Source organism: Burkholderia sp. WSM2232 (assembly GCF_000472545.1).
GTDB lineage: Bacteria > Pseudomonadota > Gammaproteobacteria > Burkholderiales > Burkholderiaceae > Paraburkholderia.
Window position 1 is genome coordinate 1 of sequence record NZ_AWZV01000020.1, and the last position, 24,010, is coordinate 24,010.

23 protein-coding genes and 1 rRNA gene are annotated in these 24,010 nt (G+C 63.6%); 12 read left to right on the forward strand and 12 right to left on the reverse strand.

Annotation, left to right across the window (positions count from 1 at the left end):
- Positions 1-119: 119 nt before the first annotated feature.
- Both rrf and F757_RS34720 read left to right on the forward strand, forming a co-directional pair.
- A 5S ribosomal RNA gene (gene rrf / locus F757_RS0118985) occupies positions 120-233 on the forward strand.
- A gap of 537 nt (positions 234-770) precedes the next feature.
- The gene (locus tag F757_RS34720; protein WP_027212773.1) at positions 771-1,049 is read left to right on the forward strand and encodes a hypothetical protein; all 279 of its coding nucleotides are present in this window, start codon (positions 771-773) and stop codon (positions 1,047-1,049) included.
- Between the two features lie 760 nt (positions 1,050-1,809).
- Here the strand turns inward: F757_RS34720 and F757_RS0119000 are convergent.
- Positions 1,810-2,064, reverse strand: coding sequence for a GlsB/YeaQ/YmgE family stress response membrane protein (locus tag F757_RS0119000; RefSeq protein ID WP_027212774.1), 255 nt, complete (start codon positions 2,062-2,064; stop codon positions 1,810-1,812).
- A 347-nt stretch (positions 2,065-2,411) separates the two neighbouring features.
- Here F757_RS0119000 and F757_RS0119005 point away from each other — a divergent pair, with 347 nt between their 5' ends.
- A complete protein-coding gene (locus F757_RS0119005) occupies positions 2,412-2,948 on the forward strand; it encodes a hypothetical protein (RefSeq protein WP_027212775.1) in 537 nt (178 codons plus the stop codon).
- A 99-nt stretch (positions 2,949-3,047) separates the two neighbouring features.
- On the opposite strand, the gene F757_RS0119010 is transcribed toward F757_RS0119005, so the two are convergent.
- Entirely contained in the window at positions 3,048-4,211 is a 1,164-nt protein-coding gene (locus F757_RS0119010) for a metallophosphoesterase (RefSeq protein WP_027212776.1), read from the reverse strand.
- Positions 4,212-4,607: 396 nt separating this feature from the next.
- Between F757_RS0119010 and F757_RS0119015 the strand changes: the two genes are divergently transcribed.
- From F757_RS0119015 to yjfF, 6 genes are all read left to right on the forward strand, one after another.
- The gene (locus F757_RS0119015) at positions 4,608-4,946 is read left to right on the forward strand and encodes a hypothetical protein (RefSeq protein WP_027212777.1); all 339 of its coding nucleotides are present in this window, start codon (positions 4,608-4,610) and stop codon (positions 4,944-4,946) included.
- A 382-nt stretch (positions 4,947-5,328) separates the two neighbouring features.
- On the forward strand, positions 5,329-5,928 hold the full coding sequence (locus tag F757_RS0119020; RefSeq protein ID WP_027212778.1) for an alpha-ketoglutarate-dependent dioxygenase AlkB family protein: 600 nt from the start codon (positions 5,329-5,331) through the stop codon (positions 5,926-5,928).
- A gap of 385 nt (positions 5,929-6,313) precedes the next feature.
- A complete protein-coding gene (locus F757_RS0119025; protein WP_198021421.1) occupies positions 6,314-7,252 on the forward strand; it encodes an ABC transporter substrate-binding protein in 939 nt (312 codons plus the stop codon).
- 232 nt (positions 7,253-7,484) lie between these two features.
- Entirely contained in the window at positions 7,485-9,101 is a 1,617-nt protein-coding gene (locus F757_RS0119030) for a sugar ABC transporter ATP-binding protein (protein ID WP_027212780.1), read from the forward strand.
- The gene (locus F757_RS0119035; protein WP_027212781.1) at positions 9,098-10,141 is read left to right on the forward strand and encodes an ABC transporter permease; all 1,044 of its coding nucleotides are present in this window, start codon (positions 9,098-9,100) and stop codon (positions 10,139-10,141) included. Before F757_RS0119030 ends, F757_RS0119035 begins: the two co-directional genes overlap by 4 nt.
- Positions 10,138-11,235, forward strand: a complete 1,098-nt coding sequence (gene yjfF, locus F757_RS0119040) for a galactofuranose ABC transporter, permease protein YjfF (protein WP_027212782.1) — start codon at positions 10,138-10,140, stop codon at positions 11,233-11,235. Before F757_RS0119035 ends, yjfF begins: the two co-directional genes overlap by 4 nt.
- Before the next feature lie 139 nt (positions 11,236-11,374).
- On the opposite strand, the gene mdcH is transcribed toward yjfF, so the two are convergent.
- From mdcH to F757_RS0119085, 9 genes are all read right to left on the reverse strand, one after another.
- The gene (gene mdcH, locus F757_RS0119045; protein ID WP_027212783.1) at positions 11,375-12,307 is read right to left on the reverse strand and encodes a malonate decarboxylase subunit epsilon; all 933 of its coding nucleotides are present in this window, start codon (positions 12,305-12,307) and stop codon (positions 11,375-11,377) included.
- Positions 12,307-13,002 (reverse strand): malonate decarboxylase holo-ACP synthase, encoded by a 696-nt coding sequence (locus F757_RS0119050; RefSeq protein WP_027212784.1) that lies wholly within the window; start codon positions 13,000-13,002, stop codon positions 12,307-12,309. The genes mdcH and F757_RS0119050 overlap by 1 nt, the downstream gene beginning before the upstream one ends.
- The gene (gene mdcE / locus F757_RS0119055) at positions 13,002-13,817 is read right to left on the reverse strand and encodes a biotin-independent malonate decarboxylase subunit gamma (RefSeq protein ID WP_027212785.1); all 816 of its coding nucleotides are present in this window, start codon (positions 13,815-13,817) and stop codon (positions 13,002-13,004) included. Before mdcE ends, F757_RS0119050 begins: the two co-directional genes overlap by 1 nt.
- Positions 13,814-14,701, reverse strand: a complete 888-nt coding sequence (locus F757_RS0119060; RefSeq protein WP_027212786.1) for a biotin-independent malonate decarboxylase subunit beta — start codon at positions 14,699-14,701, stop codon at positions 13,814-13,816. The genes mdcE and F757_RS0119060 overlap by 4 nt, the downstream gene beginning before the upstream one ends.
- Positions 14,698-15,024 (reverse strand): malonate decarboxylase subunit delta, encoded by a 327-nt coding sequence (locus tag F757_RS0119065; RefSeq protein WP_027212787.1) that lies wholly within the window; start codon positions 15,022-15,024, stop codon positions 14,698-14,700. Before F757_RS0119065 ends, F757_RS0119060 begins: the two co-directional genes overlap by 4 nt.
- Entirely contained in the window at positions 15,012-15,944 is a 933-nt protein-coding gene (locus F757_RS0119070; protein ID WP_027212788.1) for a triphosphoribosyl-dephospho-CoA synthase, read from the reverse strand. Before F757_RS0119070 ends, F757_RS0119065 begins: the two co-directional genes overlap by 13 nt.
- The gene (gene mdcA / locus F757_RS0119075; protein WP_027212789.1) at positions 15,944-17,605 is read right to left on the reverse strand and encodes a malonate decarboxylase subunit alpha; all 1,662 of its coding nucleotides are present in this window, start codon (positions 17,603-17,605) and stop codon (positions 15,944-15,946) included. Before mdcA ends, F757_RS0119070 begins: the two co-directional genes overlap by 1 nt.
- A gap of 8 nt (positions 17,606-17,613) precedes the next feature.
- The gene (locus F757_RS0119080; protein WP_027212790.1) at positions 17,614-18,387 is read right to left on the reverse strand and encodes a GntR family transcriptional regulator; all 774 of its coding nucleotides are present in this window, start codon (positions 18,385-18,387) and stop codon (positions 17,614-17,616) included.
- Between the two features lie 167 nt (positions 18,388-18,554).
- Complete coding sequence (locus F757_RS0119085) at positions 18,555-19,487, reverse strand: DMT family transporter (protein ID WP_027212791.1); 933 nt, start codon at positions 19,485-19,487, stop codon at positions 18,555-18,557.
- Between the two features lie 99 nt (positions 19,488-19,586).
- Between F757_RS0119085 and F757_RS0119090 the strand changes: the two genes are divergently transcribed.
- Positions 19,587-20,477 (forward strand): LysR family transcriptional regulator, encoded by an 891-nt coding sequence (locus tag F757_RS0119090; protein ID WP_013343098.1) that lies wholly within the window; start codon positions 19,587-19,589, stop codon positions 20,475-20,477.
- A gap of 135 nt (positions 20,478-20,612) precedes the next feature.
- Here F757_RS0119090 and F757_RS0119095 read toward each other — a convergent pair whose 3' ends face one another.
- Positions 20,613-22,166 carry a carbohydrate porin gene (locus F757_RS0119095; protein WP_027212792.1) on the reverse strand — a complete coding sequence of 518 codons (1,554 nt, stop codon included), beginning with the start codon at positions 22,164-22,166 and terminating at the stop codon, positions 20,613-20,615.
- 290 nt (positions 22,167-22,456) lie between these two features.
- Here F757_RS0119095 and F757_RS0119100 point away from each other — a divergent pair, with 290 nt between their 5' ends.
- A complete protein-coding gene (locus F757_RS0119100) occupies positions 22,457-23,140 on the forward strand; it encodes a hypothetical protein (protein WP_027212793.1) in 684 nt (227 codons plus the stop codon).
- 33 nt (positions 23,141-23,173) lie between these two features.
- The gene (locus F757_RS0119105) at positions 23,174-24,010 is read left to right on the forward strand and encodes an arylamine N-acetyltransferase family protein (RefSeq protein ID WP_027212794.1); all 837 of its coding nucleotides are present in this window, start codon (positions 23,174-23,176) and stop codon (positions 24,008-24,010) included.

The following is a 24,010-nucleotide window of genomic DNA, read 5'->3' on the forward strand; positions in this document are numbered from 1 at the left end:
AGAGATCGTTGTTGTGCCAGAAACACCACAACCCGCTTCACCCTGGTGAGCATCACCAGAAACTACTTCTTCCCGATTGGCTGTGCCGCCCCCAAACGCGACACGGCAACCCGTCAAAGCCTGATGACCATAGCGAGTCGGTCCCACCCCTTCCCATCCCGAACAGGACCGTGAAACGACTCCACGCCGATGATAGTGCGGATTACCCGTGTGAAAGTAGGTAATCGTCAGGCTCCCCAGCAGTGTCCGCAACCNCACCCCACAAAGGTGGGGTTGCGGCGTTTACGCGGTCGAAAAACAGCTTCACGAAAATTGCGCCGCGAATGAGCGCATGGCGGCACGCGGTCGGCAATCGATCTGCCGAGTTCGGTTAGCTAACGATCTCCGTCGAGTGCCGGCGATGCGACAGCAATGTGGAGAGGTCGCTGGCCTTATGAATCGGCAACAAAAAAGCGATGCCGCATTCGCCATTGCTGCCGGAGAACGGCCAGTGAGCTGGTCTGCGAAATTCTCGTCGTATCACGCGCGAACGTATCGGCACGCCGGTAGAGTCCGTCCGCCTGGCCAGACGGGAAATTCGGGGAAACCCATGATGCACCGTCGGCGAAGAAATTCGCGGGGTCGTTGGCGATTGGCGAGCGATGGCTATCGTCGAGTTCGGTGTAGGTTGTGGGCGGAACGCAGAGCGCTCGAGTGGTGCCGTTCAATGCGAAACGCGGCTACGGAGTCGTAAGCATGCACGGGCTGTCGATTGTCGATAAAACGATGTCTTGTTCAGCCTCGCCCTCAACGACGGACGGCATGACGGCGAAGAGGCGATGTCATCAAGCAACCAACGCCGGGGCTGGGATGGTTTCGAGTTCCGGTGCGACCACGATGAGCCGGTGCCCGCAAGGTTTGCGTTCGACTGCTGCAACCGCGAAGCGATAAGCTCACCCGCTACGACTGCTGGTCACAGCAGCCACATCGTTCGCCAAGTGACGTTCGCGGCGGTGGAAAATCGCTTCGGCAATGCGCCGCGCGTAGGCCATCAAAAATTGAATGGCTAAGCCATAACGGCTCGCATACACGGCCGACGATACACACCGAATTGCGGCGAAAACTGGCCTGCAGCCATTGCCGGCCGGTGCGCAGCTCGCAAACTAACGGCATGGCCGCGAGTTTCGCAAAAGCGAAGAAGCGCGATTACGCCGCGCGTGCCGAAGCCTGATGCAGCGACTGCTGCACGCAACATAGCCACCGCGTTTGAGCATTACACCAGGAAGCATCCCATAGCGCATAGAAATACCGCTCGCTAGGGTGCGCTCCAACGCGCCACGGAATCAGCAACCTTCGCGAGGCTGTGTCAGGAATTACAGAAGCGAATCAGATGACATGTCTCTATCGGTAGAGCCATGAGCTTCCCTCGATTCCACATTGTGCTCCGGATCCAACCATCCTCACGTCGATTGAGTCGCGACGAGCAAGGCCGAGCTAGTCAATGGACCTAGCGCAGCGCTCGCAATTGGCACTCGCCGGCATTCGGGATATCGCACGACGCGTCGGTGCTGCAAACCGAATGCGTTGCAAGGGGTAAAGCAAAATGCCTGCATGAGGCGGTGAGGTTCTCGTTCAGGAATACGCCGTTGCGCCGCACCGTCTCCAGTATGCGTCTCAAGGAACGGACGCGTTGAGTACCAGCAAGTTGACTCGTGCATAAGCGGGTCGAGACAAGCCCGCTAGGCCTAAGGCGATCAAACGTAGAATGTCTAAAGCTAAAACCCGGCGTCAGCGACACTGCCGCTGACACCGAACATACTCATGCCTGTTTCACGCGCCTCGTCGAACGAGCCGGATAATAAACAGGAGGATGACTGCACCGATCACCGCGGTGATGATCGATCCAATCCAACCGCTACCCAGAGAAATGTGCAGCACGCGGGCGAGCCAACCGCCGACGAACGCGCCGACAATCCCGACGATGATGTCGACGATAAGGCCGAAGCCACCGCCCTTGACGAGTACGCCAGCCAGCCAGCCAGCGATCGCGCCGATGACAAGCCACGCAATGATGCCGTGCTCCATAATTGAAACTCCTTGGTTGTGTTTGAACAATGAGCGGTGACAGAGCTTAGTCGAAGCGTCCGGCGCAGTCCATATTCAGGATACGGAATTAACATTGTCTCAATGTGTTGCAAGCTCAAGCATGCGACATGTGTAAGTCAGCATCGTCGCCAGGAATTTTCGTCAAACTACGCAGACAGATCGACAAGGTAATACGGACTCCGAATGTTGACGTCAGCTATCACTAAGAACAAACTCTTCGAACGTTCCGGATCTGCTGTGCATCGCATTAGCGCTAAGCCCTTCGCACGCAATCCCGGTCCACCGCACGGCGGCCGCTTCAGGCCGTTCACGTCAATGAGGAATGTATGAAAGCCAAAACTCTTGGAATGATTGCCGGCGCGTTTATCGCTCTCGCTCCATTCGCCTCGTTTGCCACGGCGCTTCCCGCGCCGTTTGAAGGGAGCACCACGTTGCAAGCGGAAGGAGTGGTGAGGTCGGTCGACCGTGCAAAGCATTCCGTGACCGTGCGAGACGCGCAAGGGGGCGAGGCGTCGTTCGAGGTTACGGAGAAAGGAAACTTAGAAAGGATCACGCAGGGCGAGAAAGTCCATATCCGTATGATGCGCAATGCGCTGATCAGCGTTACGCGCGACGCGGAGGGACAAGCGGCGCCTGCGGCCGCTACCGCACAGAAGGGTCAGACGAACCCGGAACAGAACGTCAATGCACAAGTGCAGGCAGTCGATCACGTTACGGGCGTCGTGGCTCTCAAAGGACCGAACGGCTCGGTGTTCCATATCCAGGGGCGCGTGCCGGCGCAAATGGCGAACCTAACGCCGGGCATGCAGGTCCTGGTGGCCTTCGCGCCACAAGTCAGTGTCGCAGTCGCGCCCGCCCAATGAGAGGCAGGTTCACCCTCGCGCATTGTTCGGGCGGGTGCGAACGCAAAGAAGGGTGCAGCTGTCGAGTGCTCGCGTTCGCTTTGCACTCGGATCGTTGAATCACTCGGGTTCGCCCGGCACGAGCTTCACTCGCGTGATTTCTGAGGGTGCGCCGAGCCGCTTGGGCGGTCCCCAGTAACCGGTGCCGCGGCTCGTGTACACCCACAGTCCGTTCAGGCGTGCGAGGCCCGCTGTGAATGGTTGCTGAAATCGTACAAAAAAATTCCAAGGGAAAAACTGACCGCCGTGCGTATGACCTGAGAGTTGCAGAGTGAAGCCGGCTTCGGCGGCGGCTTCCGCAGAGCGGGGTTGGTGGGCAAGAAGCACCTTGATCAGCACATCGCCGGGCGCACCAGCGATCGCGGCCATCGGGTCGCTGCGATGTAGAGGATCGTGGTGGCCGGCCGAATAGTCGGTCACGCCTGCAATGACCGCACGGGCGCCGTCGTGCTCGACGACCACATGCTCGTTCAGCAGCACATTGAGTCCAAGGCGTCGAAACTCGTCGATCCACGCGTCGGCGCCCGCGTAGTACTCGTGGTTGCCTGTGACGAGAAACGCGCCGTGACGGGCACTCAACCTCGAGAGAGGCTGCGTGTGATGAGTCAACTGCGGGACGCTGCCGTCTACCACGTCTCCCGTCACCGCTATAAGGTCAGGCTTCAGGCGATTCACCGCATCGACTATCGCGTCGACATAGCGTCGTTTAATGGTTGGGCCCACGTGGATGTCGCTGATCTGAACGATCGTGAAGCCATTGAGCGCAGTAGGCAGGTCGTCGATTGGCACCTCGATTGTCACGACCCGCGCTCGACGGCGAGCGTTGAAAAGACCGATGAGTGTCGACAGTACCGCGAGCAATGGCACAGCCGCCGCAGTGCCGGTCCGCCAATGGGCGAGGGTGATCAGACCTGGCCAGATAGCGTCGACGGTCATCATTGAAGCGAGCGCCAGGTCACGCGCAAACGTCAGCACGAGCAGCGACGAAAAGAAGCCCATCGTAAGCAAGCCGATCCACGCGAGCCGGTCGCCCAGCGGCTGGCGTTTGATGGTGCGCGCAAGCATGCCGAGCGGAATGAGCACGACGGAGAGGACTAGCCAACATCCCAACAACCAGCGGACGGCGATGCTAACTGGCATGTCCGGTATCAAACGGAAGCCAACATAGACGTGCAGCAGGATGCCAATAGCGATCAGGCGTACAAGAAACGATGAGCGGCGCATAGAAGAATGAAGGCGGGTAAAAGCCGGCTTGACTTCAGCGCAGGGCCGGCGGAGCGGTCGCTGCGACGATGCAGCTGGCGAGCCGGGTCATTCTACCGGCATGCACTGCAGCGTGCCGCGCGCGAAAAATTCGCTCCTGCGGCGCGGGGGTTGTCCTCTTGTTGCAATGCAGCAGCCGCCACACGAGAGCGCATCGCTCTCAACCTGGGCAGATCGCTGATCTGGAAATAGCGCCCGGGCCATCCGGATTACCCTAATTAAATGGGCTTTGAATTATGCGCGCGCCTGGCCTATGCTTGAAGTGAGTTGTCTGCACAAGAGTCGCTGATTCTCTTAGAGCGACGGCAGTAGCTCGAGTGTCGTTAGCGCCGGCAAACGGCGAGGCGGGAGGCGATCATGAAACTGCTCGGATCAGGCCATCGTTTACACCACGGGGACTCTGCGCACCGCGCGCATCATGTCGGGTATGAGGGCAGTCACGTGATGCTGCCGCTCGTTGGCGTATCGCTGATGGCGCTGGGCTTGTATCTCGGCGTGCGCAATATCGACTTCTCCGAACTGGGTAAGAGTGCGCTGTTTGGCGTCGTCATGCTTTGCGTCGCGCTTGGCATTGCGGGACTGTTCGGTGTCGTCGGCGCATGGCTGCGCTCAAATGGCGAAGACACTCAGGAAAGCTTCTGCTTTGTTGGCGCGGTGATTGGCGTGGTGGTTTTCTACATCGCGATCTTCAGTTAAATGCGCCCGACAGCATCGCGGCCGCTGCGCCGAAATTAAAGCGAAAGCCGCCCAGAATGAGTTCCGACGTCTCGTGCCGCCACGGACGATCGGGAATTTCGATTTGATCGTCGCGCCGGCGACGCAGACCCGGTGCACTTTCGGGGCCGTTTAAGTCTCACTCGAGCCGTCGCCACGGCTGAGCATGCGGGTTCCGACTATGGGAACGCCGCCGTGCAGCGTCGACTTCGAAAACGCAGTTCGATAATCGCCCTGTGGTTTTCCCAAACAGAATGACGGCCGATTGAAACCGCAAACAGCCTCCTTGCGCTGCGGCGATAATACCTATCGTATCTCCCATACCCGCCAGCGCCCGCATCTTGCAATGCACCCCCGCAATGTTATGACCGATCTCTTCGACGATCTGCCAACACCCGACCTCGATTGGTATCCCGACTGGCTCGCGCCCGACCTGGCCGAGCAGTTCCTCGCGCGCCTGATTGACGAGGTCCAATGGCGACAGGACATCATGGGCACGCCCGGCGGTCGCGTCGCGCTGCCGAGGCTCACCGCCTGGCAGGGCGATAGCGATGCGGTGTACGTCTATTCCGGTATCCGCAATTTGCCGCAACCGTGGACGCCAGCCGTCGCCGAACTCAAGGCCGCCGTCGAGGCGGTCTGCCAGGCGCGGTTCAACAGCGTCCTGCTGAACCGCTATCGCAGCGGCGCAGACAGCATGGGATGGCATGCCGACCGCGAGCCGGAACTCGGGCCCGAACCGGTGATCGCATCCGTGAGTCTGGGCGTTGCGCGCACCTTTGACCTGAGGCACAGCAAGACGGGCACCACGCAGTCCTTCTCGTTGAAAGGCGGCAGCTTGCTGGTCATGAAAGGCAAGACGCAGACGGAATGGCGGCATCGAGTGCCAAAAGAGCCTCGCGTCACCGGCGCGCGCATCAACCTGACTTTCCGGTGGGTCACGCCGCGCAAGCGGAGCGCGTAGCCGTCGAGCCTATAGCGTCCATTTCTGGAAATCGCCGCTGCGCCGTTGAACCGACGCAGGGGGGCGCAGACCATCCACACTCGTAGTAAGTGCATAAAGGCTCGCGCCCAGGCGCGTGGATGACCACCCCCCGTCGCTGGACAAGCCGGACTCGCCCGGCCTCGAACAGAGCAGCGCCTGCTCGTCCTATACCAAAATTGATATTGCCGACGCGAATCATATGATTGGACTGTTAACGCCTTGCACACTACGCTACATCACGATCCACGCATCGCGATGGCCGCAAGGACCGGCGAATTCGATGGGTCGCCTACACAACAACGATCAGGAGACAGTCATGGCGAATACACGACGCGCCGCATGTCGTGCGTTGGGTGCGCTCGCGATGTGCGCGGGTTTCGGTGCGCTGACGCTAACAACGCCCGGCGCGCACGCGCAGGACAAGCAGATCACGCTGGGTTTCGCCCAGGTTGGCGCGGAAAGCGCCTGGCGAACCGCCAATACCGAGTCGGTGAAATCCGCTGCAGCGGATGCCAAGATCAAACTCAAGTTCTCCGACGCGCAGCAAAAGCAGGAAAACCAGATCAAGGCGATTCGCTCGTATATCGCGCAAAAAGTCGATGTAATTGCGTTTTCACCGGTCGTCGAGTCTGGCTGGGAACCGGTGCTGCGCGAGGCCAAGGCCGCGAAGATTCCGGTGATCCTGACCGACCGCAATATCGACGTCAAAGACACCTCGCTTTACGTGACCATGATCGGCTCGGACTTTCTCGAGGAGGGCCGGCGCGGCGGCAAATGGCTCGCCGACCACTACAAGGATTCGAAAGGGCCCGTCAACATCGCCGAATTGCAGGGCACGGTCGGCTCGGCGCCAGCAAATGACCGGCACGCCGGCCTGATCGAAGTTATCAAGAGCGATCCCAAGTTCAAGATTATTGCGTCGCAAAGTGGCGACTTCACATTGGCTGGCGGCAAGCAGGTCATGGAAGCGTTCATCAAGAGCTACGGTAATAAGATCAACGTGGTTTATGCGCATAACGACGACATGGCCCTCGGTGCCATCCAGGCCATGGAAGAAGCGGGCATGCATCCGGGCAAGGACGTCGTTGTCGTTTCATTCGATGCGACCAAGGGCGGGTTCCAGGCCATGGCCGCAGGCAAGATGAACGTGGATGTCGAGTGTAGCCCGCTGCTCGGACCGCAACTGATGTCGGCGGTCAAGGACGTAGTGGCCGGCAAGCCGTTGCCAAAGCGCATTCTGACGGAAGAGACCGTTTTCCCGATGAGCGTTGCTGCGCAGACATTGCCAACGCGCAAGTACTAGGAAGCGATACTTAGGCATCCCTACTAAAACGCCTTTGAGCGGAATGTACGAACGCCGCACAAAACGCACGACGAACCAGTAAGCAACGTTTCTCCAGCGGTGCCTGACCGTCCGGCTGCTTGGGCAGCGGACGGTCTCTTTTCACATCGCGTCCATGCAGGAACCCGCGGCATAACGCTATGCCGGCACTAACGCACTACGACATCAACGCACCGCTGCTCGAGCGAGGTCTATGACGTATTCCGCTTCCGAACCCGATCCGCTGCTCGCGAGTAAGACCACCCCGGCTTCCGTCGACGTTTCGAACGACGGCAACACGAGCGAGCCTATCCTCGCCACAACTGGCGTCAGCAAGACATTTCCCGGCGTGAAGGCGCTGCAGGGCGTCGACTTCCGACTTTTCCCCGGCGAAGTCCATACGCTGATGGGACAGAACGGCGCCGGCAAATCGACCTTGATCAATGTGCTCACTGGCGTACTCGCGCCTGATTCCGGCACAATCCGTCTGGGCGGCGAGGCCGTGGCGTTCGCGTCGCCGCAGGAAGCGGAGGCGGCAGGCGTGCGCACGCTTTACCAGGAAGTGAACCTGTGTCCGAATCTGTCGGTCGCAGAGAACATATTCGCGGGGCGGCAGCCGCGCCGTTTCGGCGCGATCGACTGGCCTGACATCAAGCGTCGCGCGCAAGCCGCGCTCGCGCGCCTCGACATTTCACTCGACGTCACCCGCTCGCTCGACGCCTACCCGATCGCTGTCCAGCAGATGGTGGCGATTGCGAGGGCGCTTTCCGTCGATGCGCGCGTGCTGATCCTCGACGAGCCCACCTCGAGCCTTGACGACAGCGAGGTCGCGCAACTCTTCAAAATACTTCGCCATCTTAAGCAATCTGGAATTGCGATTCTGTTCGTCACGCACTTCATCGAGCAGACGTATGCGATTTCTGACCGTATCACGGTCATGCGCAACGGCGAGCGGGAGGGCGAATACCTCGCGCGTGACCTGTCGGCGGATCTGCTGGTTTCGAAGATGGTCGGTCACGAGCGCATGAGCGAGCGTCTGCGCGAAGCCGCCCACGAAGCATCCGATGCTAGCGAGCAGATCCAACGAGAGCATGCAGCGGCACCGGCGTTTATCGAACTGCGCGGCGTCGGCAAGCGCGGCACGCTGCAGCCCATCGATCTGGACGTGCAGCGTGGTCAAATTCTTGGACTCGCAGGCTTGCTGGGCTCGGGGCGCACTGAAACCGCGCGTTTGCTGTTCGGTGCCGATCGAGCCGACAGCGGCACGATGCTCGTCGACGGCAAGCCGGTGCGGCTGCGCTCGCCGCACGATGCGGTGCGCCACGGCATTGCCTATTGCGCTGAAGATCGCAAGAAAGAGGGCATCGTCGCGGACCTTTCCATCCGCGAGAACATTCTGCTGGCGTTGCAGGCGCGGCGTGGCTGGTGGCGCAAGATCAGCCGCCAGCGTGCGCGTGAACTGGCCGATCTGTGGATCGAGCGGCTCGGCATCAAGGCGTCGGATGCGGAGCAGCCAATCGGTCTGTTGTCCGGCGGCAATCAGCAGAAGGCGCTGCTCGCGCGCTGGCTCGCCACCGATCCACAACTGCTGATTCTGGACGAGCCCACACGGGGCATCGACGTCGCCGCGAAATTCGACATCATGGACCGCCTGCTCGCGCTGTGCGAGAACGGGCTAAGTATTCTGTTCATCTCCTCGGAGATCAGCGAAGTGCTGCGCGTCAGTCATCGCGTCGCCGTGCTGCGCGACCGCCGCAAGATCGCGGAAGTGAAGGGCACGGCGTCGAACGAAGACAACATCTATCGACTCATCGCGGGGAGCGGCGAATGAAACTTTCGAACTGGCTCGCGCGTGACGGCGTCGAGCGCCCGCTGATCTGGCCGTGCGTGACATTGGCCTTGTTGTGCGCGCTGAATCTGTGGGTCAACCCGCACTTCCTGTCGCTGCGCATGCTCGACGGCCATCTGTTCGGCGCGCCGATCGACGTGCTGAACCGCGCGGCGCCGCTCGTACTCGTGGCGACGGGCATGACGCTCGTGATCGCGACGCGCGGCATCGACATTTCGGTGGGCGCCGTGGTCGCGATTGCCGGCGCGGCGGCCGCCACGATCCTGGCAACGCAACCGGCGCCGACCGGCGGCCTGATCGCTCAGGCGTTGCTGGCAGCGTTGATCGTCGGGGTGCTGAGCGGCATGTGGAACGGCTTGCTCGTGTCCTTTATCGGCATGCAGCCTATCATCGCCACTTTGATTCTGATGGTTGCGGGCCGCGGCATCGCGCAACTGCTGACGGCGGGCCAAATCATCCCGATAGGTGCACCTGGCTATCTGTTCGTCGGCGGTGGTTACTGGCTCGGTGTGCCGTGTTCGGTGTGGATTGCCACGCTCGCCGTGCTCGCCACTGCGGCGCTCGTGGAAGGAACGGCGCTGGGCCTCTTTATCCGCGCCATCGGTGTGAATCCCGTTGCGACCCGCCTCGTCGGGTTGCGCTCGAAAGCGCTGGTTTTTGCGGTGTATGCGTTCTCGGGATTGACTGCCGCGATGGCGGGCATCCTGATCAGTTCGAACGTGCGCAGCGCTGACGGCAATAACGCAGGCCTCCTGCTGGAACTCGACGCGATTCTCGCAGTGACGCTTGGCGGAACCTCACTGCTCGGCGGCCGCTTCAGTCTCGCAGGAACGGTACTCGGCGCGCTCATCATCCAGACGCTCACTTACACGACGTATTCGATCGGCGTGCCGCCGGAAGCCACGCTGGTCGTCAAAGCGGCGGTCGTGCTGGCGGTTAGCGTGATCCAGTCGCCCTCTGCGCGAGGGCTCGCCATGTCGTTCGGAATGCAGATGATCAAGCAACGCGGGGTGACGCGATGAGACGTCTTTTTGCAGCGTGGGCGCACATAGTCGATCCGCGCACCTTACCCATCGCGGTCACGATCCTGCTGTTCTGCGCGCTGTTTGGCTTCGGCTCGGTGATGTACACCGGTTTCTTCTCGTGGCAGGTGCTGCTCGATCTGCTCGTCGACAATGCGTTTTTGCTGATCGTGGCGATCGGCATGACGTTCGTGATCGTGTCAGGCGGGATCGATCTGTCGGTGGGTTCCGTTGTCGCGCTGACCACCATCGTCGAAGCGGTATTGTCCGAGCGCCTGCATTTATCGGTGTGGATCATTTTGCCGATCGTCCTGCTGATGGGCACCGTTTTTGGAGCCGTGCAGGGTGCGTTGATTCACTTCTTCCGCCTGCAGGCGTTTATCGTGACGCTGGCCGGCATGTTCTTCGCGCGCGGCTTGTGCTTCCTGATCACGACGCAGTCCATCACGATCAGCGATCCCACCTTTCATGCAATATCCGCATTCCGGCTGGACATCGGCATCGGCTCCGTCACTGCGAATGTGTTGATTGCGTTCGTCGCACTCGTCGGTGCCATTTACGTGGCGCACTTCACGCGCTTTGGCCGCAACGTGTACGCGGTGGGCGGCAATGCCCGCTCCGCATTGCTGATGGGCTTGCCGGTCGCGCATACGCGCATCGGCGTGTATGCCTTGAGCGGGTTCTGCTCGGCGCTCGGGGGCGCGGTGTTCACCTTCTACGTGCTGTCGGGCTATGGCTTGCAAGGTCAGGGCATGGAGCTCGACGCCATTGCAGCCACCGTGATCGGCGGAACGCTGCTGACCGGGGGAGTCGGCTATGTGATCGGCTCGCTTTTCGGCGTTGGGATTCTCGGCACGATTCAGACGTTGATCACGTTCGACGGTACGCTCAGTTCGTGGTGGACCCGCATCGTGATAGGCGCGCTGTTGTGCGCTTTCTGCCTGCTGCAGCGGCTGATAGAACGACATGCGAAGTCGGTGCGGCGTCCTGGCGGCACGGCCGCGGTCGTGACCTCGAGCCGCGAACGTACGCATGGCGGCCCTTCAACGGCGTCGGACTCGCATGTGATCGGGCGCGCGCCGGAACAGGCCTGAGCGACGTTCGGCGCGGCGTCCTAACACCGTTGCCGGTCGCCTTGCTCGCGCTGCCATGCGAGCGCTCGGTGCGCCACGGTGAAGCAGAGTCAGTTGACCGGAAGACGCCAGATCAAAGTCGGCATCAAGCACGGCTCGCTTACCCTTCTTGCAGACGCCGCCGCGCCGTCGCCGTCAGCCGTTCGAACGGCAGCGTGCTCGCGGCGAGCGCTGCCATCTGCGGATAATGTTCCCGCGTGATATCGGTCAGCACCTGGCCGGGCGGTGCTTCGACTGCGACGCGCGCGCCCATTTCCTGCATGACGGTGAGCGCATCGAACCAGCGCACGGTATAGCGCATGTTGGTCGCGAGGTCTTCGCGTATTGCATCAGCCGAGTATAAGGGGCGTCCGCCGCGATTGCCGATATACACGCTCTTCGGCGCGCGAAACGCAAACGGGCGTGCGTAGGCGCACAGTTCGTCGCTCGCATGCGCGAGCATTTCGCAATGCGAGGGAACGCTGACCGCGAGGCGGGTGGCCTTGCGTGCACCGGCTGCGAGCGCACGGTTCATGAAGCTGTCCAGCGCAGCGTTCGCCCCCGCCACCACGATCTGGCGAGGTGCGTTTACGTTGCCTATGTATACCGGCGCCTCACCTTCGCTAGTGTGCCGCGCGGCGAGCGTGGCAAGCTCGTGCTCCGTCAATCCGGAGATCGCGGCGAGTCCGTAGCCGGATGGATACGCAGCTTCCATCAATTCGGCACGGCGGCGAACCATCTTCAGCGCGTCGGCGAAACAGAGCGCGCCGCAGCTGACCGCCGCCGCAAACGCGCCCACCGACAAACCGGCGCACATGTCCGGGCTCAAGCCTTCCTCCGCGAGAGCGCGAGCGAGAGCCACGCCCGCGACGGTCAGGCCGCATTGCACTGCAACGGTCGAGCGCATTGCATCGGCTGTGTCGAGGGTAAGCAGGTCGACACCGAGCACGTCGGACGCTTCGTCGAGCACGGCGCGCACCGCGGGATGCGAGGGTAGCCGATGCAGGAAACCGTCGCTTTGTGCGCCTTGGCCCGGAAAGATCAGAGCAAGCATCACATCACCGTCGCGCGAGCAGAAGACCACGGATCAGTGACGAGCTGGGGACCGCTCGCGTGACGTGCCAGCACGCGGGCCTTGCTTGCGGCCCACTCGGCGAGCGCGACGCCGCCCGCTGGCGTTTCGAGTTGCGCGTCGATGCGAATGCCGGTTTCGAGCCCCACGGTTTGCAGGTGGTTCATCAAGTCCGCGGCGCATTCGCGCGACAATCGTTCCGAGGTCCGAATCAATAGATCGAGGTCGCTCGACGGCGTCACGGCGTCTGTACGTGTGGCCAGCTCGAAACCCGCGCTGCCGCTCGGCCCCCACACCAGTGCGTTCAACGCGCTGAGCGGGTTCCCGCGCAACGCGGCAAGCGCAACGAAAGCGGGCAACGCGGCGCGTTCGCGAGTCGGCTCACTGAACAGCAATGCTTCCGGCGCAACGACGTCGACAATCTCCGTCGCTGCAGTCCAGGTGCCGTAGCGCTGCGAACGCCCAGCGCCACGCACGCCTATTGCAACAACGCCGTGTGCGCTGAGCGCTCGCCGGACCACCGCATACGGCGCGCGTTCGAACGCGCCGCGGACCCATGCCGGCTCGCCGTCGAACGCAACGAGGCTACGCAAACGTACCAGGTCGTGCGCACGCCAGCGCTCGTCGCATGACACGGCGAGTTCGCTTGGGAAGGGCGGCGCGGCGCAGACCTGCATTACACGGCATCCCATTGCTCGGCAAGACGCCGCCGTACTTCGATGGAGGCCGCACGGTGCTTCTGCGCAGCCGCTGATTCGAGCCGGCGCGCGAGCTTGCGGCTGCCCTCGCGCGCGCTTCTGATCTGCTCGCGCAGCACCTGTTGCACGCGTGCGATCTGCGCGGCGTCCGGCGCATCCGCGTCGATACCTTCGATCAGTTGGTCCAGCAGCCCGAGCTTCGCGAACGAGGCCATTGAGTAAGACATCGGGACGATCGTTTCGCCAAGGGCATCGAGCGCCTCGACGCTGCGGCGCGTGACGCGCGCCGCGGCTTCCTTGCCCATGGCGTGAACCATGGTGCCGGGCGCGTCGAGCGCGACGATGCGATTGGCCTGGTAGCCGTGTGCGAGAAAGGCGCCCGACATGGCGGGTCCGACGATCAGCGCAATCACCGGGTGCCCAGCATCGCGAGCCGATGCATACGCGTCCACGGCCGCGGCGCACGCGAGATGAATGCCGAGCATCTCCTCACGATAACCATAGGCCTGGCTCCTGACATCGACAATCGCGACGATCGGGCGACGCATGTTGCCTGCGGCATCGTCGGCAATCGCTTCGCGCACGACTCGCGCGAGCAGCCAGCCCTGTTCGAGGCCGACCACATTGTCGGTCGCGCGCGGGAAGCGGTTGCCCGGATCCGGCACGACGGTGATGAAGCGTGCAGTCTCGTCGCCGAGCGGCGCGTCGGCGCTCAGCACGGGCGCCGCGCTGCGGGATTGACCGGCGAGCGCCTGGAACCAGCGCGCGCCGCGGCTCAGTGAGTTGTCGCTCATGCTTGCTCCTTGCGCGGCTGCGATTGTGCCGGTTGCTCTGAAAAGACCTCACGCATGCTGGCGGGCGTGACGCTCGCAGGGTCGATTTGCGCAAGACGCTGCAAGAATGTGTCGACCTGTTCGCTGCGATGCGCCGCCGGCACGCCTTGCCCGAACGCGGACAGCACGGCAGCGCGCACGGCTTGCGCGTCGTCGTCCACGAGCTGATCCGCGAGCGAGCTCGCGACGCGTTGCTCGCCGCCAATCAGTTGCCACACGCGGCGCCGGTCGCTGGCGTCCAGTTCGTCGATGCCCGCTTCCTGCTCGATCACTTCCGGCCCGTTCATGCCGAGCCGCCCCTGCTTCGTCACGACCAGATACGAGCACAACGCGGCCGCGAGCGACATGCCGCCGAAGCAGCCCACCATGCCCGCGATCACGCCGACCACCGGCACATGGCGGCGCAGTGCGACGATTGCTGCCTGGATCTCGGCGATTACAGCGAGGCCCAGGTTGGCTTCCTGAAGCCGGACGCCGCCCGTTTCGAACAGCACGACCGGTCGCACGATCTTGCCGCGCTCGCAATCGCGCAACGCGAGTTCCAGCGCGGCGGCGATCTTGCTGCCCGATACTTCGCCGATGCTGCCGCCCTGGAAGGCCGACTCGATCGCGGCGACCACGGCAGGCTCGCCGTCGATGGTGCCGCGCGCGATCACACAGCCGTCGTCGGCCTGGCACACGACGCCTTGCAGCGGCAGCCACGGCGACTCGATTCTGTCGAACGGCCCGAGCAGTTCGCGGAAGCTGCCCGCGTCCAGCAGCGAGCGGGCGCGTTCGCGCGCCGGCAGCTCAATGAAGCTCTCGCGCAGCAACGGCGCGGCGTGTTGCGTGGCGAGCGCGCTCATGCGTCGTCTCCCTGTTCGGCGGCCTCGACGGCCTCGGCAAGCCGCAACGCGACGACGCCGGGCGTGGCGCCGAAGTCGTTGATCTCGATTTGCGCGGCGCCGTCGTAGCGCGTAAAGAAGCGGTCAAGCACGCTTTTCCAGATGTGGCTGTAGCCGTCCACGCTCGTGCGTACGACCACATGCGCTTTCATGGCGCTTGGGTTGGCGCCAGGGTTGTCGGCGGGCGAGAGCAGCACTTCGAGATCGCCCGAACCGACCACGCCGACGTGCGCGCGTGTAGTGACGGCGCGTTGCGCCGGATAGTCGAAGGTCAGATGTTCCATGTCGTTGAGCTCCCGCCGGCGCCGAAATGCGCCAGCCTGTCGAGGAAAAGGGTGGCGGCGAGCAGATCGGCTGCGCCTCCGGGCGATGCATTGAGCGACAGCAGTTCGCGCTCCAGCGCGGCAAGCGCGGCCTTGCCCTCGCGTGTCGAACTGCCGCCCGCTTGCAGTACTCGCCGCGCGCCGGATTGACCGGCATGCAAGCCGGCCAGACCTGCGCGGTGCAGCAGGCAGGTGTCGTCGAGCGAGGCCATGATCGCGAGCAGGGCGTCGATGCGAGCGGCGTCTTCGCCAATGCCGCGCTCGCGCGCCGCGAGCAGCGCGGGCAGGCCGGTCGCGATCACATGCGGGAAACCTTCCTGCGCTTCGCGGCGCGCGCCGCCTACCTGATAGCGCTGCCGGGCGCGTTCGCCATGACTGCCGGTGGGCGCGGCGAAACGGTCCGGAAAGCAGGCGATTTGTGCCGCGCGCCGGCAAATTCCCGACGCGTCGAGCCTCAGGCCGCGATCAGCCAGGGACGCCCCCGCGACCAGCAGTCCGACAATCCAGATCGCGCCGCGATGCGCGTTGCTGCCGTTCGTGGCGCGCAGCATGTGCTGCTCGCCGGCGCGCCCGATCTGCGCGAGTTCGGTACGTAATAGCGCCGATGGTTCGCCGCGGCGGCGTGCCGTACGGGCGAGGGCGGCGAAGGTCGGTTCGAGCGCATGCGCCGAACGTCGCATGAGCGCAAGGTCGAGGTCGCGGTGCGCGCCGCTGCCACGCCGGTCGACGAGGGCGGGCTTGGGCGTGAGCTCCGCCTCGTCGATTAACGCGGTCACGGCGAAGTGGGCCAGTTGCGCGTCGGTGGGCAAGCGGTGGGCGAGCTCCCCGCCAGGTGCGCAAGTGAACGCGGCGCGCTCGCGCAATGCAGCAGCGGCGCTCATCACCAGCTCCGGAAGCGCGCGGGCGGCGCATACAGGCCACCGGACCACGTGACCAGATCGTCGATACTGCGCGCCGCGAGCAGCGAACGCTTCGCTTCGCCACGGCGGATGCCGAGATCTTCCGGATACGCGACGATGCCGCGTCGGCGCAGCTCCGCCGTCTTTTCCGGCTTCGCACGCAAGCCGATGGGCGTGACGCCGGCGACGGCGGCAATCGCCGCGCGCCGTTCGTCCACGCCCTCGGCCTTGTGCAGATGCGCGATGCCTTCTTCGGTGACCACGTGGCTCACGTCGTCGCCGTAGATCATGACGGGCGCGATAGGCATGCTGCTTTTCGCGCCGACGGCGACGGCGTCCAGTTCATCGACGAACGTCGGTTCGCCGCCTTTCTTGTATGTCTCGGCCAGTTGCACGACGAGCTTCTGGCCGCGCGACACGGGCCCCTGGTTTTTCAGCAGCTTGAGCCACGCTTCGCTGGAATGGCGGCGTCCGCGCGGATCGTGACCCATGTTCGGCGCACCGCCGAAGCCGGCGAGCCGGCCGCGCGTCACCGTGGACGAGTTGGCGTCCGCATCGATCTGCAATGTCGAGCCGATGAACAGGTCCACGCCATATTGCCCCGCGAGCTGGCAGAGCACGCGGTTCGAGCGCAGCGTGCCGTCGTTGCCGGTAAAGAACACGTCGGGACGCGCCTCGATATACGCCTCCATGCCGACCTCGCTGCCGAAGCAATGGATGCTGTCCACCCAGCCCGATTCAATGGCGGGAATCATCGTGGGATGCGGATTGAGCGTCCAGTTGCGGCAGATCTTGCCCTTCAGGCCGAGCGACTCCCCGTAGGTGGGCAGCAGCAATTCGATGGCCGCAGTGTCGAAGCCGATACCGTGATTCAGCGACGTGACGCCGTACGGCTCGTAGATGCCGCGTATCACCATCATCGCGGTCAGTACCTGAAGGTCGCCGATATGGCGCGGGTCACGCGTGAACAGCGGCTCCACGGCAAACGGCCGGTCGGCCTGCACCACCACGTCGACCCACGAGCCGGGAATGTCCACACGGGGCAGTTCATCGACAATTTCGTTGACCTGCACGATCACGATGCCGTGACGGAACGCGGCCGCCTCGGCGATGGTAGGCGTGTCCTCGGTATTGGGACCGGTGTAGAGATTGCCGTGACGGTCGGCCTTTTCCGCGCACAGCAGTGCGACGTGGGGCGTGAGGTCCACGAACATGCGCGCATACAGTTCGACGTACGTATAAATCGCGCCGATCTCGAGTTGCCCGTCTTCGAGCAGTTGCGCAACGCGCAGGCTCTGCGGTCCGGCAAACGCAAAATCAACCTTATGCGCGATGCCGCGCTCGAAGAGCGTCAGATGTTCAGGACGACTGATGCTCGAAATCAGCAGATGTACATCATGCAGCTTCTGCGGATCGACCTTGGCAAGCGAGCGCGACAGGAAGTCGGCCTGCTTCTGGTTGTCGCCTTCCAGCGCGACACGGTCGCCGGGCTGGATCAGCGTTTGCAGTGCATCGACAATGCGCGCGGCGGGCAGCACGCCGTCCTGAAGCCACGGTGCGATGGCTGCGAGGCGGCGCCTTTTTTCGTCGCGGCGCGTGGTCCACGAACGGGCGGCGGAGGAGGCTTCGGCGGGTGCGTTCATCGGCTCAATCAACTCCCGGTGAGGGTGCGCGGCGGGCGTCCGCGCGGCTTGGGTCGGTTTGCAAGCGCGGCTTCCGCCTGCGCGCGCTCGGTCAGGAAACGATGCAGCAGTTCACCTGTGCCGAGCAGGTGCCCGGCGACGAGCGCCTGGGCGGCCGGCACGTCGCCGCGTCTGACGGCGTCGAGCAATTCGGTGTGTTCGTGATCGGACTCGCCCTTGTACGAGGGCAGGCCGAACTTCAGGCGCAGGTAACGCTCGCCGCGCCGATGCAGCACGCGAATCAGGTCCTCGAGCTGCGGACGCGCGGCGGGTGCGTACAGGCTCATGTGAAACGCAGCGTTGCGCGCGACGTACAGCGAGGGGTCGGGCTCGCGCTCGGCCGCCTTGCACAGCGCGGTGCATTCGCGCAACGTGGCGGGCGTGTGCCGGGGAATGGCGAGGCCGATGGCAAGACTTTCGAGCGCCGAGCGGATCTCGTAGATTTCGCGCGCTTCATCCGCCGATAAAGGCGCGACCGTAGCGCCCTTGTGCACCGCGACCTTGGCCCAGCCTTCGGTTTCGAGCAGGCGCAAAGCCTCGCGCACCGGAATTGCGCTGACCGAAAAGTGCCGCGCGATGGCATCCTGGCGCAGCGGCGCACCGGGCGCCAGCGTGCCGTCGATAATGGCCTCGCGCAACGCCTCGGCGATGACGCGCGACGTGCTTTCGCGCGGCGCCGCTGCGGGCAGCAGCGAGGCGCGGGCGGGCGCGTCGAGGGGAAGGCGGGTCGTCGTGTCGTCCATGGTTTGAATATTATATATGAAACGACGGGATTTATACGCGGGCAAACCCGGACTGTGCGGGCGGCTCAGAGACCACCTTAGTTGAACGACGCGTGCACGAGGACGAACGGACGACCGAGGATCTGCCGCGCGGCAACCGCTCGCGCGTTACAACCGCCCCTCGCGCCTCACTCGGGTTGCCGCCGCGCGCGCCCGCCGCGCGTTATCAGCGAAACCAGCGGCCAGCCGAGATTGACCCCGAGGCTCGCGACAACGATCAGCGCCATGCCGGCCAACTGCGGCACGGACAGCGCGCGGCCGTACACCAGTGCATCGACGGCAATGGCGGTGAGCGGATAGATGAACAGCAGCACCGCGATGACGGGCGTGGTCAGCTTCGGCAGCGCGCCGTAGATCAGCACGTACGAAAGCCCTGTGTGCAGCACGCCCATGCCGACAATCCAGAACCACTGCATCGGCTGGATATGCGCAGCGTCAAAGGGCGCCACGAACGGCGCGATCAACGGCAGGCAGATCACGCCTACCGCACATTGCAGCAGCGTGAGCAGGTGCGGGCGCAGATCGCCGAGTCCCTTGGCGATCAACGTAACGCCGGCATAGAGCACTGAGCCCGCGAGCGCTTCGCCTACTCCGATCAGGTAGCTCGTGTGCCCCTGCAGGTTCGCCGTGCCCGCCACGCCCGAAGCCAGCACCAGCCCCACGAACGCGCTCGCGATCCAACCGAGGCGGTCCGCACCGAGACGTTCGTTGAAGAGCGCCGCGCCGATCAGCACGACCCAGAACGGCTGTACATGGAACACGACGGTCGCGACCGCGATGCTCGTGCGATGGATCGAGTCGAAAAAGCCGACCCACTGCGCGACCATCAGCACGCCGGAGAAGACCGCAAGCGCCAATGTGCGTCGCGTGAAATGCGCGCGCGTGAAAAATCCTTTCCACGCGCAATACGCGGCGAGCGACAGAAAGCCGAACAGGCAGCGGAAAAACACCAGCGTCAACGCGCCGAGCCGCGCTTCCTCGACGAACACGCCGAGCGTGCCCATCAACAGCCCGCCGCCGGCCAGTGCGATCGCGCCCCGTTGACGTTGGTTGAGGAACATGCGGCGTCTCCATAAGATCGAGAGCGAAGTATTGCGCCGCTTGCCGGGTGCGCACAAACGAATTAAATTGAGAAATTCCATAAGCGCAATTGATAAATCATGCACCCGGAATTCGACGTCGATTTGCTGCGCACGTTTGTAGCCGTCGTGGACACGGGCAGCTTCACGAAGGCCTCGGCCACCGTGCACCGCTCGCAAGCGGCAGTCAGCATGCAGATCAAGCGGCTCGAAACCATGCTCGGCACCACGCTGTTTGCGCGCAACACGCGCAATCTCGCGCTGACGCGGCCAGGCACCACGCTGCTCGAATACGCGAGGCGCGTGCTTGCGTTGCATGAGGAAGCGTGGTCGGCGATCGTGCGGCCCGAGGTGACGGGCCGCGTGGTGCTCGGCGCGCCGGACGACTATGTGTCGTCGCTGTTGTCGCCGGTGTTGCGGCGCTTTTCGAATCTGTATCCGCGCGTCGAAATCGAAATTGTTTGTGCGCAGAGCACTTCGCTTGCGCCGATGCTCGCGGACAACAAGATCGACCTCGCGTTCGTCACGCGCGACCGCAGGATGCGCGGCGAATTCGTGCGCAGCGAGCCGATGGTGTGGGTGGGCGCTGCCGTCGATACGCCGGTGCTCGCAGCCTCGCCGTTGCCGGTCGGTCTTTACGAGCCCGGCTGCGTGGCGCGTCAACATACGCTCGCCGCGCTCGACGGCGCGCGGATTCGCTACCGCGCGGCCTTCAGCAGTGCGAGCCTGATGGGACTCGTCGCCACCGTGGATGCCGGCTTGTCGGTGGTTGCGCTCACGCGTTGCAGCGTGCCGTCGCGGCTTGCAATCCTCGGCGAAGCGCAAGGATTGCCGCACATCGAGCCGCTCGAAATCGTGGTGGCACGCAGCGCGAAGTCAGACCGGCCCACTTGCGATTATCTCGCTGCGCAGATGGTGCAGGACCTCTCGTTGCCGGCGCAGTCGCGCGGGCCGACCGCGGCGGCGTCGTGACAGCGCGCCGCGCGGCTCGTGCAAGCGGTGGCGGCAAAAGCGATACCGGCGAAAGCGGTACCGGCGAATGCAGTACCGGCGAATGCAGTGCCGACGAATGCAGTGCCGACGAATGCGGTGACTGCGAATGCGCAATCAGAACGCGATGTTGGTCCGTACGCCAACCACGAAGGTATTGCGCAGCGGCTTGGCCGGATCGTTCGGATTCTGGCCGGCGCCCGCGTTGAACGTGTATTGCGCATCCGCTTGCAGCATCCACCAGGGGGCAATCTGATACTGGTAGGTTGCTTCCAGCGCGGTTTCGCTGCTGCGAACGCCGTACGGGCCGCCGCTCAATGCCAGGTTATCCTGATCGAGTCCTCGCGCGTGGCTGCCGACCTTGATGTAGGTGAGCGCAAGGCCGGCGCTGTCGTTGTCGCGGCCGGCGAACGGCGCCTTCAGCACGACGCCCAGGTTGGCGGCGAAGCTCACCAGATTGCGGTCGCCCGGCGCGCCCATGACGCGCGCGAATACACCGAGACTGCGCGCCTCGCCGGGATTCGGGCGCCAGACGGTCTGGTCGGCGACCGCGTAAAAGCTGTAGTCGCCGCGATGGTTCGCGCCCACGCCGGTGGACGCCGGGCTCGCGAGCGACACGCCGTTGCTGTCGTAGCGCTGGTCCGCAAAGCGGCCATTGTTGTACCAGACGCCGATCTTGTAGGTACCGGGCAGGCCGCCGCGAGCGGGGGATGCCGCAGCGCCCGGCCCCGTCGTCGCAGTGGCCGTGTCCGCGTCGTCAGGTTGATTGATTGCATACTGCAATTCGCCGATGAACAGCGTGCCGTTATGCAGATTGAAGTTGGTGCCGCTGCGGTTGTTCGGATTGTTGCCGAGCGGATCGCCGTCGAACACGCCGGCCAGCGCCGTTAGGGATGGCGTGATCTGTCCGCGCACGCGCACGCCGAGCGCCGAGAGCGGGTAGGCCGGGCCGCCCGACGGCATGTCGTACGAAGGCAGCGCGGGCCAGCCGAACATGGTGTTGATGAAAAGCGCGGAGTACGTGCTGGTGATGAACTCCTGATCGATGCTCTGTTGACCGATCTTCACGTCCACACGTTTGTTCAGCAGCGACTGTTGATACCACAGCTCCCAAAGGCGCGTCGTGTCGTCCCCCTCGATGCCGCTGGCGGTGTTCAACGTGCCCAGTTTGTCGCTGCTCAGATTGCGGCCGTGGATCTGCAAGGCGCTCACGTTGAACTGGCCGCCTGCGAGGCCAAACGCCTTCTCGGTATCCAGTTGCACGGTTGCGGTAGTCAGGCCGTCGTACGCCACGCCGCGTGCGAGGCCGCCGCGCAGGTTGCCGAGCAACTCGCTCGTTTCCGTCAGCGTAAAAGTCACGCCGTATTTGCCGAGCCATGGCCGCAAGCCGCCCATGTCACCGAACAGTTGGTCGCGGCCCCAGAGTCCCGCTTCGTTCGCCGGCGCGGGGGTTGTATCGGCTGGCTGTGGCTGGGTCGCGTCGCCTGGCTTATCTGCGCTCGTCTGCGCGAATGCCGCGCCGCAGGCCCCGACCCACGCGAGCGCTGCGCATAACGCCGTGCGGCGTAGCAACGGCAGGCGCGCTCGTCGGGCCGTGCTGCCGCTCGACGGGTACGAACTGCGACGGGCAGGCGAGGTGGCAACGCTTCGCATGGATCGGGCGAGATTCATAGAGTGCCTTGAATGTTGTTATCGAGTGCCCGGTCTCGCGTCGTCGACTGTTTGACGTGCTTAATGTGCTTGACGTGTACAACGCGCGCGACGTGTGCGCCCGGGCAAAGGTTCGCGGAAATACGGAATGGGCGTGATCGTACCCACCCGACCAGGGAGCGTCAACGAGACCGGCTGACGCGCGTGAATCTCGCAACAGGTTCACAAAACCATGAATTGGCGCGAACGCGCGGCGACGCCGCTTGTCGAAACCGCACGAGTTTTTTCGGCCACTTACAAGGAGTTACATCATGAACAGGCGCGTCCTCTTGATTTCGTTGCTGGCAAGTGCTGGCGTTTTTGCAAGCGGCGCCGCGAACGCACAATTGAACCTCAAACAGTTCGGAATTGGCGGCACGGAAAGTTCGGCGGACGCGAGCGGCGCAACGTCGTCTGGCGGTCTGTCGCAGCTATTGCAAACCTACGTAGGGGCGAATCAGCAGGTGCTGAGCGGACAGTCCACGCTTGCCTCCGCGATGGGCTTGAGCGGCGCGGCCGGCCAGGCGCAGCAAGCGGCCGGTCTGCTGAGCGGCGGCACGCCGTCCGTGAATCAGTTGACGCAGCTAGGCAGCACGCAGCAGTCACTGTCGCAAACGCTTACCCAGTCTTTCGCGAGCCGCGCGGGCAGCGCGAGCGGTGGGGCGCCCATCAACAAGCAGGCGTTCACGGAGGGCCTCGCGTCGCTCGGCAAGGGCGTGAGCCAGTATTCCAGCATGCAGTCGGGGCTCGGCAGCATTGGGCAGATGAATCCGTCGTCGCTGTTGCAGGCCGGCATGAACCCGCAGACCATGCAGAGCGCGTCGTATATCGCGCAGTCGGCGCCGGGGCAATTGCAATCGCTGATCTCCACGCTCAGTTCCGCGGTACAGTTTGCGTCGAGCCACGGTATCAGCGTGCCGCAGATCGCAACGTCGGCACTCGCAGGCGGGCAGTAGTACAAGGAAAGCCATATCAATGGGTCGATGCCGATGTCACACACACTGAATCTGGACAGTTACTTCAAGCGCATTGGCTACACCGGGCCGCGCGCGGCGACGCTCGAGGTACTGCAGGCGATTCACCGCCTGCATCCGCGGGCCATTCCGTTCGAGAACCTGAACCCGCTCGCGCGCCGCGCGGTGAAGCTCGACCTCGAATCCGTCGAAAGAAAACTCGTCGACGATCATCGGGGCGGCTACTGCTTCGAACAGAACACGCTGTTCGCGAATGTGCTGCGCGAACTCGGTTTTCGTGTGACGCCGTTGCTTGGCCGCGTGCTGTGGGGGCGCGAGCCGGGCGCGGTTCCGCCGCGCACGCACATGGTGCTGCAAATCGATCTGGATAACGAAGCATGGATTGCCGACGTGGGCTTCGGCAGCGTCACGCTCACTGCGCCGCTGCGCCTGTCTCCGGGTCTCGCGCAGCGCACTGAACTCGGCACCTTCCGGCTCGCGGACGCCTCGCACAACGCGCTGTACCTCGAAGTGCAGGCACGCGACCAAAGCTGGTCGCGGGTGTATCGCTTCGACCTGCATCCTGTCGAGTGGATCGATTACGAAACCTCGAACTGGTACACGTCGACTTCGCCGGAAGCGATTTTCGCGAGCAATCTGATCGTATGCCGCGTGTTGGAAGAAGCGCGGCTCACGCTGCTCAACGATCAACTGAACGAGCGCGCGGCAGACGGCAGCGTGCTCGCCGAGCAGCGCCTTGCGAACGCGGAGGAACTGGCGGTTTGTCTGCGCGACCGCTTCGGCCTGAACACCGGCGATATCGACATTGCCGGCCTCTTCGAGCGCGTGCGCAGCCAGGCGCAATCGGCCTGA

Excerpts from the sequence above, each read along its gene's own strand:
- F757_RS0119105 (WP_027212794.1), top strand. The coding sequence starts at position 23,174 with ATGTCACACACACTGAATCTGGACAGTTACTTCAAGCGCATTGGCTAC.
- F757_RS0119025 (WP_198021421.1), top strand. The coding sequence starts at position 6,314 with ATGTGCGCGGGTTTCGGTGCGCTGACGCTAACAACGCCCGGCGCGCAC.
- F757_RS0119090 (WP_013343098.1), top strand. The coding sequence starts at position 19,587 with ATGCACCCGGAATTCGACGTCGATTTGCTGCGCACGTTTGTAGCCGTC.
- F757_RS0119005 (WP_027212775.1), top strand. The coding sequence starts at position 2,412 with ATGAAAGCCAAAACTCTTGGAATGATTGCCGGCGCGTTTATCGCTCTC.
- F757_RS0119085 (WP_027212791.1), bottom strand. The coding sequence starts at position 19,487 with ATGTTCCTCAACCAACGTCAACGGGGCGCGATCGCACTGGCCGGCGGC.
- F757_RS0119030 (WP_027212780.1), top strand. The coding sequence starts at position 7,485 with ATGACGTATTCCGCTTCCGAACCCGATCCGCTGCTCGCGAGTAAGACC.
- F757_RS0119020 (WP_027212778.1), top strand. The coding sequence starts at position 5,329 with ATGACCGATCTCTTCGACGATCTGCCAACACCCGACCTCGATTGGTAT.
- F757_RS0119080 (WP_027212790.1), bottom strand. The coding sequence starts at position 18,387 with ATGGACGACACGACGACCCGCCTTCCCCTCGACGCGCCCGCCCGCGCC.
- mdcE (WP_027212785.1), bottom strand. The coding sequence starts at position 13,817 with ATGAGCGACAACTCACTGAGCCGCGGCGCGCGCTGGTTCCAGGCGCTC.
- F757_RS0119050 (WP_027212784.1), bottom strand. The coding sequence starts at position 13,002 with ATGCAGGTCTGCGCCGCGCCGCCCTTCCCAAGCGAACTCGCCGTGTCA.
- F757_RS0119065 (WP_027212787.1), bottom strand. The coding sequence starts at position 15,024 with ATGGAACATCTGACCTTCGACTATCCGGCGCAACGCGCCGTCACTACA.
- mdcH (WP_027212783.1), bottom strand. The coding sequence starts at position 12,307 with ATGCTTGCTCTGATCTTTCCGGGCCAAGGCGCACAAAGCGACGGTTTC.
- F757_RS0119000 (WP_027212774.1), bottom strand. The coding sequence starts at position 2,064 with ATGGAGCACGGCATCATTGCGTGGCTTGTCATCGGCGCGATCGCTGGC.
- F757_RS0119035 (WP_027212781.1), top strand. The coding sequence starts at position 9,098 with ATGAAACTTTCGAACTGGCTCGCGCGTGACGGCGTCGAGCGCCCGCTG.
- yjfF (WP_027212782.1), top strand. The coding sequence starts at position 10,138 with ATGAGACGTCTTTTTGCAGCGTGGGCGCACATAGTCGATCCGCGCACC.
- mdcA (WP_027212789.1), bottom strand. The coding sequence starts at position 17,605 with ATGAACGCACCCGCCGAAGCCTCCTCCGCCGCCCGTTCGTGGACCACG.
- F757_RS0119010 (WP_027212776.1), bottom strand. The coding sequence starts at position 4,211 with ATGCGCCGCTCATCGTTTCTTGTACGCCTGATCGCTATTGGCATCCTG.
- F757_RS0119070 (WP_027212788.1), bottom strand. The coding sequence starts at position 15,944 with ATGAGCGCCGCTGCTGCATTGCGCGAGCGCGCCGCGTTCACTTGCGCA.
- F757_RS0119100 (WP_027212793.1), top strand. The coding sequence starts at position 22,457 with ATGAACAGGCGCGTCCTCTTGATTTCGTTGCTGGCAAGTGCTGGCGTT.
- F757_RS0119015 (WP_027212777.1), top strand. The coding sequence starts at position 4,608 with ATGAAACTGCTCGGATCAGGCCATCGTTTACACCACGGGGACTCTGCG.
- F757_RS0119095 (WP_027212792.1), bottom strand. The coding sequence starts at position 22,166 with ATGAATCTCGCCCGATCCATGCGAAGCGTTGCCACCTCGCCTGCCCGT.
- F757_RS0119060 (WP_027212786.1), bottom strand. The coding sequence starts at position 14,701 with ATGAGCGCGCTCGCCACGCAACACGCCGCGCCGTTGCTGCGCGAGAGC.